Origin of the sequence: Streptomyces sp. W16, from assembly GCF_033194735.1 — a bacterium.
GTDB lineage: Bacteria > Actinomycetota > Actinomycetes > Streptomycetales > Streptomycetaceae > Streptomyces.
The window spans coordinates 1-11,181 of the sequence record NZ_JAWOAI010000333.1 but is presented as its reverse complement, the minus strand read 5'-3'; the positions used below and the strand labels follow the sequence as shown (position 1 = coordinate 11,181).

Genomic DNA, 11,181 nt, shown 5'->3' with positions numbered 1-11,181 from the left:
CGGCCACCGGTCTGGGGGCCGCCTCGGCCCGGCGGCCGGCGGACGAGGGCGCCAGGGTCGTCACCGGCGAGGCCGCGCGCCCCGCCTGCTCGGCGACCAAGGCGGGCATCAACAACGTCGACGGCGGCACCGTGATGCGCTGAGCGTGCGGCGGGAAGGGGCCGCTACGCGACCGTACGGAACCGCAACAGAGCCTCCTGCGCGAACGAGGCGACCAGGGACCCCTGCGCGGTGAGTACGTCCCCGCGGCCGTAGCAGCGGCCGTGGGCGAGGAGCGGGCTCTGCTGGCGCAGGAGAAGCCAGTCGTCCGTCGTGAAAGGGCGATGGAACCACACCGTGTGCGCGGTGACCGCGGACGAGAACGCAGTTCCCGAATCGTGCTGGGTGACCCCTTCCAGCGGCCGAAGCGCCGTACCGATCAAACTCAGATCGCTCGCGTACGCCGTCAACGCCGGGGCGAGTTCAGGCGCGACCGCCGGTGTGCGCATCCACAGGTCGTACTCGGGCGGCTCCGACTTGGGCGAGTCCACGTCGACGGTGGCCCGGGTGTCCCAGGGAAGCAGCGAGAGGTCCACATCGTGCTCGGCTCCCGGCACCGACGGCATCGGGAACGCGATCTGCTGGTCAGGCCCCTCCTCGTGGGAGTGCAGCGACACGGCCGCCACAGCCGCGACACCCTGCGTCTGACGCGCTACGACCGTCAACGTGGCGAAGGAGCCACCCTCGTGATGACGCGTCACCTCGTACCGCACCGGCTCCTGCGGCCGTCCCGCCCGCGCGAACTGCACATGAAGGCTCTTGACCGCCTTGTCGGGGCAGGCCAGTTGGGCGGCCCGGACGCTCTGCGCGAGCAACTGCCCGCCGAAGATGCGGTGATAGCCGAGTTGCTGGTTGCGGCCCTCGAACACGGCACCGGGCCGGGCGTCGAGGTCCAGGCACGAGAGCAGGTCGCTCCACAGGTCGGTCACTGATGTCACTCCTCGGTCGATCACAGGTGGACGAGCCGCGGCGCGGACCCGCCGGCCCGCAGCAGTGCCCCCGCCTCGCGCGCCAACTCCCGTGCGCTGCCCAGCAGTCCGTCCAGCACCATGGCCCGCCGCACATGCCGGTGCAGATCGTGCTCGGCGGTGAAACCGATCCCGCCCAGGACCTGCTGTCAGTGCCGGGCCGCCGTCAGTGCCGCCTGCCCGGCCGCGGCCTTGGCCAGCAGCGCGCCGAGATCGTCGGTGGCGGCCACGAGGGTGGCCTCGGCGCCGTCCAGCGCCACGAGAGTCTCGGCGAGCCGGTGCCGTACGGCCTGGAAGGAGGCGAGCGGGCGGCCGACCTGGTTGCGGTCCACGGCGTGTTGGCGGGCCAGCGCGACCATGGCGCGGCCGGTCCCGACCAGCCACCAGCCGAGCGCGACACGGCCGGCGGCGAGCGGTACGGGAGGTCCGGCGGGCACGGAGCGCAGGGGAAGTTCGGCGTCCAGGGTTGTCCCGGCGGCGCTGTTGTCGCGCTCCCAGACGACCCACGTACCGCCCGTGTACGGCAGTGGCAGTGTGCCGCCTACCGGACGGCCCGCAGCGACGAGCAGGACGTCGTTGAGGAGCGGCGCGTGGGCGCCTGTCTCGCCGAGCAGGCGGAAGGCGAGCGGTACGGCGATGTCCGATTGTTCGGCGAGCAGTTCGGCCCAGCCGAGGTCGGCCAGGGCGGCGTCCAGCGCCTGCCCCGATGCGGCCGTCATCGTCTTGCGGAGTGTGTCGGCGAGCAGGTCCCGTTCGGCGGCGTCCACGGCTACTCCTTCCCCAGGTCGAGCAGTCGGCGCGCGATGATGTTCCGCTGGATCTCGGCCGTGCCGCCATAGATGGTCGCCGCCTTCGCGTACAGGTATTCCGAGCGCCATGGCGTGTCCGTCAACTCCAGTACGCCGGGCAGCAGATCGCGCACGGTCTCGAAGAGCCGTTGCTCGGCGGTGGCCAGCAGCACCTTGTCGACCGATGTCTCCGCGCCGAGGCGCTCACCGGCGGCCAGGCGTCGCTGCGTGGCGTGGGAGCGGCAGCGGACGGTGTGCAACGCCAGGTAGGCGGCGCCGAGTTCGGCGTCGTCCGGCACGCTCGTCTCGGCCAGCAGCCGGTCAAGTCGTGTGTAGAGATGGGCGATCCGGTGCCAGAAGCAGGTGGAGCGCTCGTGCGGGAGCAGGTCCATCGCCAGGCGCCAGCCGTCGCCGGGGCGGCCGAGCATCCGCTCGGCGGGGACGATCACGTCGTCGAAGAACACCTCGGCGAACTCGTCCACGCCGTGCATCGTGCGCAGCGGCCGGACGGTGATGCCGGGGGTGTCCATGTCGACGAAGAACGCGGTGATCCCGTCGTGGCCCGGCGCGGTCCGGGTCAACAGGACGCAGCGGGCCGCGAATTGGGCCAGGCTCGTCCACACCTTCTGGCCGCTGATCTCCCAGTGGTCGCCGCGCGGAACGGCCCGCGTGGTGAGGGAGGCGAGGTCGCTGCCGGAGCCCGGCTCGGAGAAGCCCTGGCACCACTGCTCACGGCCGCTCAGCAGCCGCGGGACCATTTCGGCGGCCAGCGCGGGAGGGGCGTACGAGATCATCGTCGGGGCGAGGACCTCGATCATCGAGTAGATCCCCGGCTCGGCCAGCTCCCGGGTGGCGACCTCCTCGCCGAGCACCGCCCTCAGCACCGCCGGCCCGCCGAGCCCCCTCACCTCGGCGGGCCAGCCGTACCGCATCCAGTCCGCGTCGAACAACGCCCGGCGGACCCGGGCCAGTTGAGCGACCTGGGCGTCAAGGGAGTGGTCCGGGCCGGGGGACAGATCGTGCTCGTCCAACCAGGCACGCAGGTCCGAGCGGAAGTCGGCGACGTTCATGCTCCCGGGCGCCGAGGCGGCGTTCATGTCCCCGGACGCTGATAGGCGTGCGGGCGGCCCGAGTCGTGCGCTCCGCTGCGGCGGATGAACGTCATCGCGCGGGTGCGCAGCCGCCAGCCCTCGTCCATGCGGACGTAGGTGTCGTTGTAGTAGCCGATCCGCAGGTCGTGCGTGGCGTGGTCGACGAAGCACAGCGGCTGGGTACCGGTCGCCGTGTCGCCCGACAGGTCGACGGCCGGCGTACCCGTGAGGAACAGCCCCTTGGGGGCGGCGGCCACGAGCGCCGGGAACTCGTCGAGGCCGTAGGTGTCCCCGAAGGCGCTGTACGTGCCGTCGGGCGTGAAGACCCCCAGCACCCCGTCCAGGTCGCCACGGGTGATGCACACCGCGTAGCGGGCGAGGAGCTGCTGGATCTCCATCAGGTCGTCCGTCGGACCAGGAGGCGGAGCCGGAACAGGCAAGGAGGACAAGGACTTTCCACCCTTCACCATGAGCGAGAATGGCATTCTCTCAGATGAGTGGCAGATTTCCACGACGCGGGAGGCGACGTCAACAGTCTCTGTCTGAATGGTTGATTCTCCGTAGATGAGAAGCTAGTTTCCAGCGATGGAGAGGGGAGATCCGACACGATGGACCAGTTCCTCACCTTCGGGATCGTCGGCCTGAGCACGGCCGCGATCTATGCCGTCATCGGCAGTGGGCTCGTGCTCACCTACACCACCACCGGCGTGTTCAACTTCGCGCACGGCGCGGCCGGCATGCTGTCCGCGTTCATGTACTGGCAGCTGACCGTCGGCTGGGGCTGGCCCGTGCCCGTGGCCCTGGTCGTGGTGCTGCTCGTGCTCGCCCCTGGCTTCGGACTGCTCGTGGAGCGGTTCGTGCTGCGGCCCGTCCAGGCCCTCGGCGAAGCCGAACGGCTCGTCATGACGGTCGCGCTGCTCAGCGGTCTCATCGCGGCAGCGCGCTGGATCTGGGACCCGAACGTGGCACGGCCCCTGCCGATGTTCTTCGCCGCCCGCAAGCCCATCCACCTCGGCCCGGCCGTCATCACCTGGCACCAGGCGATCACCATGGCGGTGGCCGTCACGGTCGCGATCGGCCTGCGCATCCTGCTCTACCGCACCCGCGCCGGAGCCGAGATGCGCGCCGCCGTCGACGACCGGGCACTCGTCGGCCTCACCGGCGCCGACCCTGTCCGGGCGGGCCGGGTCTCCTGGATCCTCGGCACCCAACTCGCCGCGATCGGCGGCATCCTGATCGCCCCGACCGTCACCCTCGACGCCGCCCAGCTCTCCCTGCTGATCGTCAGCGCCTACACCGCGGCCGTCTTCGGCAGGCTGCGCAGCCTGCCGCTCACCTTCCTCGGCGCCGTCGTCGTCGGCTGCATGGAGAGCTATCTGACCGGCTACCTGCCGCAGAACGAATACCTCCCCGGACTACGGCTCGCCGCCCCCGCCCTCCTCCTCTTCCTCGCCCTGCTGGTCTTCCCGCACCGACGCCTGCGAGGCCGCGAACGACGGCTCGCCCGCGTGCCGGTGCCGACCGCGCGCGGCACACTCGTGTTCGCCGCGGTGGTCATCGCGTTCGGCGCCGTACTGGCCTCCCTCCTCGGAGAGGCCGACCTCATCACCTACGGAGCGATCTTCTCGCTGGGCGTAGTGGCACTCTCCTACGTCCCTCTCGCCGGGTACGCCGGACAGGTCTCCCTGTGCCAGCTGAGCATGGCCGGCATCGGCGCGGTCGTCTGGGGACACCTCGGTGCCCACGGCCAACTGTGGGCACTCGGCGCCGCGATCCTCGTCTCGGCGGCGGCCGGAGCACTGGTCGCGCTGCCCGCACTACGGCTCTCCGGCGTGTATCTCGCCCTGGGGACAGCCGCGTTCGCCGTGATCCTCGACCGGTGGATCTTCACCATCCCGGCGTTCCACGTCTTCGGCCTGCGGATCGCCCTGTTCGACCAGGGCTCGGTCGATGTCTCCGGTCCCCACCTCTTCGGTCTACGGCTCGACAGCGGGCGGGAGTTGATGGTGTTCGCCGCCGTCTGCCTCGCCCTCGCCTCGATCGGCGTGGCGGCCCTTCGTCGCAGCCGCTTCGGCCGGCGACTGATCGCCCTGCGCGACAGCGAGGCCGCCTACGCCACCCTCGGCGGCAACCTGCTGGTCGCCAAGGTCGCCGTGTTCGCCCTCGCCTCGGGCATCGCCGGACTCGGCGGAGCGCTGTACGGAATGCAGCAACACACCGTCACCGCCGACCAGTTCAGCCTCATCGCGGGACTGCCCATCTTCCTCGTCGCCGTGGTCGGCGGACTCGGCGCGGTCGGCAACGGCCTCTTCGCCGGCACCGCCTACGTGGCCCCGACGAACGCCCTGATCGCCATCGCCCCCGGCACCGCCAACCTGGTCGCCCTGCTCCCCGGGCTCGCCGGCGTCGGACTCGGCCACAACCCCGACGGCATCGTCTCCCGCTTCCGCCGCCAGTGGGAGCCCCTCGCCCGCGACCGCATCGCCCTGCCCGCCCTGCTCTGCGTTCTCGCCCTGGCCTGGGCGCTGCGCTTCTCCGACGTGATCAACGACTGGACGTACTACGGCGGTTCACTCCTGCTCGCCTTCGTACTGCGCGCCTGGGCGGACGCCCGGCAGGCCGCTCCGGGCGAGCCCGAGATCCCCGTCGAGTGGTGGGGCCTACGGCGTGACTGGCGCCCCGAGGACGAGGAGGTGCTGGCCCGTGGCGTCGCTGCAGGTTAGTGGAGTGACCGTCTCCTTCGGCGGAAACCGCGCTCTCGACGGAGTCGCCCTGACCGCTGAGGCGGGCCGGGTCACCGGACTCATCGGACCCAACGGGGCAGGAAAAAGTACCCTGTTCGACGTCGCCTCCGGACTGCGCAGACCCTCCTCGGGACAGGTCCGGCTGGACGGCAAAGACGTCACCCGGGCCCGGCCCTCCGCCCGCGCCCGGCACGGACTCGCCCGCACCTTCCAGCGCCTGGAACTGTTCGGCCGGCTCAGCGTGCGCGACAACCTCCTCGTCGCCGCTGAACTCGGCCCCGAACGCCGCCGGGCCGACCGGATCGTCACCGAGATCCTGCACCGCCTCGATCTCACCGACCTTGCCGACATCTCACCCGACGCCCTCCCCACCGGAGTCGGCCGCCTGGTCGAGGTCGGCAGGGCCCTCGCGATCCGCCCGAAGGTGCTTCTCCTCGACGAACCCGCCGCCGGACAGGACGCGGAGGAGACCGAACGCTTCGCGGAACTCCTGCGCGCCCTCACCGACGACGGAACCGCCGTCGTCCTCGTCGAGCACGACATGAGCCTCGTGATGGCGGTCTGCGACGAGGTGTACGTCCTCGACCTCGGCAAGATCATCGCCGTCGGCCCGCCCGAGGTGATCCGCAGCGACGAAACGGTTCTCGCCGCCTACCTGGGGGACGCGTGAGCGCACTTCTCGAACTGCGCGGCATCCGCGCCGCCCACGAACGCATCACCGTCCTGCACGGCGTCGACCTCGACGTCGCCGCCGGACAGGTGGTCGCGCTGCTCGGACCGAACGGCGCCGGAAAGACGACCACCCTGCGTGTCGCCGCCGGAGTCCACCCTGCCGAATCGGGCCAACTCGTCCTTGGCGGACGGGACATGACCGGCGCCGACCCCCGCGACCTGGCCCGCGCCGGAGTCTGCCTCATCCCCGAGGGACGAGGCGTGTTCCCGAACCTGTCGGTCCGCGACAACCTCCTCATGATGACCTTCACCGGCCGCAGCCGCGACGAGATCGAGGAGATCGCGTTCGCCCGCTTCCCCGTCCTCGCCCGGCGTGCCGGACAGGCCGCGGGCACCCTCTCCGGCGGCGAACAGCAGATGCTCGCCCTCGCCCGCGGCCTCGCCACCGACCCCGCCGTCCTGCTGCTCGACGAACTCTCCATGGGGCTCGCCCCGTTGGTCGTCGGCCGGCTCTACGAGCAGGTCGGCGAGATCGCCCGGCAGGGCGTGGCCGTGCTGGTCGTCGAGCAGTTCGCCGCCGCCGTCCTCGACATCTGCGACCACGCCGCCGTCCTCGTACGCGGCCGGGTCGAACGGCAGGGCCACCCCGACGGCGGCCTGCGTGCCGAACTGTCCGCTCTCTACCTGGGGAGTTCCACATGACGTCCACCGAGACGCGAGCGGACCGCTTCGTCCGCGAACTCACCGTCCTGAAAATCCCGGACCCGGCCGCCGGAAGGGCCGTTCTCTGGCTGCGCGCGGGTGCCGCCCTGATGACGATCGGCGTCGTCCTCGGTGTGAGCGCCTACTTCATCTCGCACAACACCAGCGATCCGCTGGTGCAGAACGACGCTCTCACCCTCGGCCTGGCCGCGGTCGCCGGGAGCGTCGTCGGTTCCGCACTGTTCCTGCGGTACTCGCTCACCGGCTTCCTGCGGTACTGGATGGCCCGTCAGTCCTACGACGTGGAACTCCTTGCCGACCGCCTGCTCGAAAGGGAACTCCGCCATGACCCCACCGGTACCGACGCTGCGCCCCGGTGACCAACTCGCCAGCACCGTCTGCGGCACCCGCGTGGTCGTCATCCGCGCACCAGCGGACGTACAGCCCCAACTGGCCTGCGGCGGAAGCCCGTTGGTGCCTGCCGCCGGCGCGCCCCCGGCGAAGCCCGGACCGGCCGGCACCACCACCCTCATCGGCAAGCGGTACGTCGACACCACCGGGACGCTCGAACTGCTCTGCACCGCCTCCGGCGCGGGCGAACTCACCTGCGACGGCGCCCCCATGGCACTGAAGGCGGCCAAGCCGCTGCCCGCCTCCGACTGACCGACCCACCCCCGTAAGGAGCCGTCATGGACCGCGACGATCTCATCCTCATCAGCGTCGACGACCACATCATCGAACCCCCCGACATGTTCGTGAACCACCTCCCCGAGCGCTACAAGAAAGAAGCGCCCCAACTGGTGCACCGGGACGACGGAACCGACGTGTGGCAGTTCGGCGGCGCGACCATCACCAACTCGGCGCTCAACGCCGTGGCCGGCCGGCCCAAGGAGGAGTACGGCGTCGAACCGCAGGGCCTCGACGAGATCCGCCCCGGCTGTTACGACGTGCACGAGCGCATCAAGGACATGAACGCGGGCGGCATCCTCGCCCAGATGAACTTCCCGTCCTTCCCCGGCTTCTCGGCCCGGCTCTTCGCCACCAAGGACGTGGACTTCTCCCTCGCGCTCGTACGGGCCTACAACGACTGGCACATCGACGAGTGGTGCGCCGCCTACCCGGGCCGCTTCATCCCGATGGCCCTCCCCGCCATCTGGGACGCCGAGTTGTGCGCGGCGGAGGTCCGCCGGGTCGCCGAGAAGGGCGTCCACTCGCTCACCTTCACCGAGAACCCCGCCGTCCTCGGCTACCCGAGCTTCCACGACCCGTACTGGAACCCGCTGTGGCGCGCGCTGTCCGACACGGACACCGTCATGTCGGTGCACATCGGCTCCTCCGGCAGGCTCGCCGTCCCGGCCGCCGACTCGCCACCCGACGTGATGATCACGCTCCAGCCGATGAACATCGTCTCCGCCGCCGCCGACCTGCTCTGGTCGCCCCCGGTCAAGCAGTTCCCGAACCTGAAAATCGCCCTCTCGGAAGGCGGAACGGGCTGGATCCCGTACTTCCTGGAGCGCCTCGACCGCACCTTCGAGATGCACTCCACCTGGACCCTCCAGGACTTCGGCGGCAAGCTGCCCTCCGAGGTGTTCCGGGAGCACTTCCTGACCTGCTTCATCACCGACAAGCTGGGCGTACGGCTGCGCCACGACATAGGCATCGACAACATCTGCTGGGAGGGCGACTACCCGCACAGCGACTCGTTGTGGCCGGACGCCCCCGAGCAGCTGCACGATGTGTTCACGGAGTGCGACGTCCCGGACGAGGACGCCCGGAAGATCACCTACGAGAACGCGATGCGCTGGTACTCCTTCGACCCCTTCGCCCACATCCCGCGCGAACAGGCCACGGTGGGCGCGCTGCGCAAGGCGGCCGAGGGCCACGACGTCAGCACCCGCTCCCGCAGTCACCAACTCATCGAGCCCGCCGAGAAGTTGGAGGCGTTCCGCTCCAAGGCCCGGGCGGCCGTGGCGGCGGCCCGATGAGCGACCTGGTCCTGACGGAACGGGTCGGGGCCGTCCTCGTGGCGACCCTGAACCGTCCAGAGGCCCGAAACGCCTTGAGTCCGGGGCTGATTGACGACCTGTCAGATGTGCTGCGGGAGGCGGACGCCGACCCGGCAGTCCGGGCGATCGTCCTCACCGGTGCCGGAACGGTCTTCTGCTCCGGCATGGACCTCAAGGCGTTCGCGAAGGGCGGCGGCAGGTTCGACGGCCTGGTGTGGTTCTTCCGCGAGGGCATCAGCACACCGGTGATCGCCGCCCTCAACGGATCGGCACTCGCCGGCGGCTTCGAACTCGCCCTGGCCTGCGACCTGGTGGTCGCCGCCGAGGACGCCAAACTGGGCATCGCAGAGGTCAAGCGGGGCCTGTTCGCGGCCGGCGGAGGTACGACCCTCGCCGACCGGGTGCCGCTGGCCGTCGCCCTGGAGATGGGGCTGACCGGCGACCTCGTCACCGCCACGGACGCCAAGCAGTTCGGCCTGGTGAACCGCGCCGTACCCGCCGAGAAGGTGCGGGAGACAGCGCTGACCCTGGCCGGACGCATCGCCGAGAACGGCCCTCTCGGTGTCGCGATGACGAAGAAGCTGATGCGGGAACGCCGTTGGGCCGAACCGACAGAGGTCGAGTCGGTGTTCAGAAGCGCCGACGCGGCGGAGGGGGCACGGGCCTTCGCCGAACGCCGTAGCCCGGTGTGGACGGGGAAGTGACAGAACTCCGGGGTCTCCGGGGCCATGGTCCTGGAGACCCCGGGTGAAGGTTCCGATGCTCAGTGTCGGACGGTGTCCTGAGCGGAGCCCGCAGTCGGGCCGACCGTCTCGCCGACTTCATCGACGAGGCCCCACCGCACCGCCTCTCCGACGCTCAACTCCGTCCCGGACAGGGCGAGATACGCCGTCCGCTCCCGGCCCACCCGGACCGGGATGCTCGCCGTGCCGCCCGCACCCGGAATCAACCCCATCCCGATCTCCGGCAACCGGATCACCGTGTCCGGCGCGGCGACCACCCGCCCCGCGAAGGCGGCGAGCTCGATCCCCGCACCGACACAGGCCCCGTGCAGATGCGCGGTCACGCGCGGAGCGCACCGGTGCAGCAGTGCGGCCGGGCTGCGATGGACCCGCACCAGATGGGCCCGCGCCGGATCCCGGGACGTACCGAACTCGGCGAGGTCGCCCCCGCTGCAGAACGCGGGGCCGTTGCCGTACAGGTCGACGCGGGTGATCGACGGGTCGGCCACGGCCACTTGGAGTGCCTCGCACAGCGCGTCGCGCGTCGCCGCGTCGAAGGCGTTGCGGACCCAGGGCCGGTCCAGCGTGATGGCCAGCCGGGAACCGTCGCGGCCGAGCCGTACGGGAGTCCCGGCCGGGCGGGGCGTACGCGGGGGAGCGGCGGCCAGCCAGGCGCGGAAGTCCGTTCCGGCCTGCAGCGCCGAATAGGCCAGGGATTCGAGAACCAGCCTGTCCGGGACCGAGAGCCCGCCGCCCATCCGCAGTACCTGCACCAGCGCGACGGCCGCGGCGGGCCGGCTCTCGACGATGTGCCCCAGCTCCCGGGCCGTGGCCTGCGGATCCGCACACCACACCCACGGGCTGGGCGGATCAGGGACGCCGGTGAGCAGTACGTCGTACCCCTCGACCGCGCTCCTGGGCGCTGCGGCCACCCCGATCACGACACGGTCCCGATCCCGGGCGTCCGGCTCCCGTGCGGGAGCGCGGTCGAGGTCGACGATCACGAGGGGTGACTCCACGGTGATCTCCCTCCAGGCGTGGACCGGAGTGTAATTTGAGATCACCTGTGGAGAGAAGGGGGTTCGGCTCATGGAGAATCACGCTCTCCACGCCTGGATGGACACTGTCGAGCCGTACGTCGCCCCCCTCGCAGACGTCGCCCGCTCGTTCACCGATCTGACGGGTGTGCCGGTGGATCTGCCGAGCGCACTGTTCCTCCGGGCCCGACTGGCCGGTCTGGAACACCCGGGAAGGACCTCGGCCAACGGCTCCTGCCACCTCCTCCGAGCCACCGACGGCTGGACCGCCGTGAACCTGGCCCGCCCCGACGACCTCGCCGCCGTACCCGCACTGCTGGCACTGCTCGGCTCGCCGGACGAGCCCGGGGGCCTGCGGACAGCCGTACGACGGGTCACGGCCGCCGAAGCGGCCGAGGCCGCGCGGCTGCTC

12 protein-coding genes and 1 pseudogene are annotated in these 11,181 nt (G+C 70.9%); 8 read left to right on the top strand and 5 right to left on the bottom strand.

Annotation, left to right across the window (positions count from 1 at the left end; translation table 11 throughout):
* Positions 1–164: 164 nt before the first annotated feature.
* From R6V09_RS34180 to R6V09_RS34165, 4 genes are all read right to left on the bottom strand, one after another.
* On the bottom strand, positions 165–968 hold the full coding sequence (locus tag R6V09_RS34180; protein WP_317885345.1) for an acyl-CoA thioesterase: 804 nt from the start codon (positions 966–968) through the stop codon (positions 165–167).
* A gap of 188 nt (positions 969–1,156) precedes the next feature.
* Positions 1,157–1,774, bottom strand: coding sequence for an acyl-CoA dehydrogenase family protein (locus tag R6V09_RS34175; RefSeq protein ID WP_317885344.1), 618 nt, complete (start codon positions 1,772–1,774; stop codon positions 1,157–1,159).
* A 2-nt stretch (positions 1,775–1,776) separates the two neighbouring features.
* Positions 1,777–2,892, bottom strand: coding sequence for an acyl-CoA dehydrogenase family protein (locus R6V09_RS34170; RefSeq protein ID WP_317885343.1), 1,116 nt, complete (start codon positions 2,890–2,892; stop codon positions 1,777–1,779).
* On the bottom strand, positions 2,889–3,284 hold the full coding sequence (locus R6V09_RS34165; RefSeq protein WP_317885342.1) for a nuclear transport factor 2 family protein: 396 nt from the start codon (positions 3,282–3,284) through the stop codon (positions 2,889–2,891). Before R6V09_RS34165 ends, R6V09_RS34170 begins: the two co-directional genes overlap by 4 nt.
* Before the next feature lie 210 nt (positions 3,285–3,494).
* Here R6V09_RS34165 and R6V09_RS34160 point away from each other — a divergent pair, with 210 nt between their 5' ends.
* Genes R6V09_RS34160 through R6V09_RS34130 form a run of 7 tightly spaced genes read left to right on the top strand, consistent with a single transcriptional unit; the run spans position 3,495 to position 9,714 of the window.
* The gene (locus R6V09_RS34160) at positions 3,495–5,609 is read left to right on the top strand and encodes a branched-chain amino acid ABC transporter permease (RefSeq protein WP_317885341.1); all 2,115 of its coding nucleotides are present in this window, start codon (positions 3,495–3,497) and stop codon (positions 5,607–5,609) included.
* A complete protein-coding gene (locus R6V09_RS34155; protein ID WP_317885340.1) occupies positions 5,590–6,300 on the top strand; it encodes an ABC transporter ATP-binding protein in 711 nt (236 codons plus the stop codon). Before R6V09_RS34160 ends, R6V09_RS34155 begins: the two co-directional genes overlap by 20 nt.
* Positions 6,297–7,004, top strand: coding sequence for an ABC transporter ATP-binding protein (locus R6V09_RS34150; protein ID WP_317885339.1), 708 nt, complete (start codon positions 6,297–6,299; stop codon positions 7,002–7,004). Before R6V09_RS34155 ends, R6V09_RS34150 begins: the two co-directional genes overlap by 4 nt.
* A complete protein-coding gene (locus tag R6V09_RS34145) occupies positions 7,001–7,384 on the top strand; it encodes a hypothetical protein (RefSeq protein WP_317885338.1) in 384 nt (127 codons plus the stop codon). The genes R6V09_RS34150 and R6V09_RS34145 overlap by 4 nt, the downstream gene beginning before the upstream one ends.
* Positions 7,350–7,667 (top strand): hypothetical protein, encoded by a 318-nt coding sequence (locus R6V09_RS34140; protein ID WP_317885337.1) that lies wholly within the window; start codon positions 7,350–7,352, stop codon positions 7,665–7,667. Before R6V09_RS34145 ends, R6V09_RS34140 begins: the two co-directional genes overlap by 35 nt.
* 26 nt (positions 7,668–7,693) lie before the next feature.
* On the top strand, positions 7,694–8,989 hold the full coding sequence (locus R6V09_RS34135) for an amidohydrolase family protein (protein ID WP_317885336.1): 1,296 nt from the start codon (positions 7,694–7,696) through the stop codon (positions 8,987–8,989).
* Complete coding sequence (locus tag R6V09_RS34130) at positions 8,986–9,714, top strand: enoyl-CoA hydratase-related protein (protein WP_317885335.1); 729 nt, start codon at positions 8,986–8,988, stop codon at positions 9,712–9,714. The genes R6V09_RS34135 and R6V09_RS34130 overlap by 4 nt, the downstream gene beginning before the upstream one ends.
* Positions 9,715–9,773: 59 nt before the next feature.
* Here the strand turns inward: R6V09_RS34130 and R6V09_RS34125 are convergent, their stop codons facing one another.
* Complete coding sequence (locus R6V09_RS34125; RefSeq protein WP_317885334.1) at positions 9,774–10,751, bottom strand: enoyl-CoA hydratase/isomerase family protein; 978 nt, start codon at positions 10,749–10,751, stop codon at positions 9,774–9,776.
* Between the two features lie 70 nt (positions 10,752–10,821).
* Between R6V09_RS34125 and R6V09_RS34120 the strand changes: the two are divergent.
* Positions 10,822–11,181 (top strand): annotated as a pseudogene (locus R6V09_RS34120) (CoA transferase); the annotation flags it as partial.

Coding starts and splice junctions, on each gene's coding strand:
- R6V09_RS34170 (WP_317885343.1), bottom strand. CDS start 2,892: ATGAACGCCGCCTCGGCGCCCGGGAGCATGAACGTCGCCGACTTCCGC.
- R6V09_RS34135 (WP_317885336.1), top strand. CDS start 7,694: ATGGACCGCGACGATCTCATCCTCATCAGCGTCGACGACCACATCATC.
- R6V09_RS34160 (WP_317885341.1), top strand. CDS start 3,495: ATGGACCAGTTCCTCACCTTCGGGATCGTCGGCCTGAGCACGGCCGCG.
- R6V09_RS34165 (WP_317885342.1), bottom strand. CDS start 3,284: ATGGAGATCCAGCAGCTCCTCGCCCGCTACGCGGTGTGCATCACCCGT.
- R6V09_RS34130 (WP_317885335.1), top strand. CDS start 8,986: ATGAGCGACCTGGTCCTGACGGAACGGGTCGGGGCCGTCCTCGTGGCG.
- R6V09_RS34140 (WP_317885337.1), top strand. CDS start 7,350: ATGACCCCACCGGTACCGACGCTGCGCCCCGGTGACCAACTCGCCAGC.
- R6V09_RS34145 (WP_317885338.1), top strand. CDS start 7,001: ATGACGTCCACCGAGACGCGAGCGGACCGCTTCGTCCGCGAACTCACC.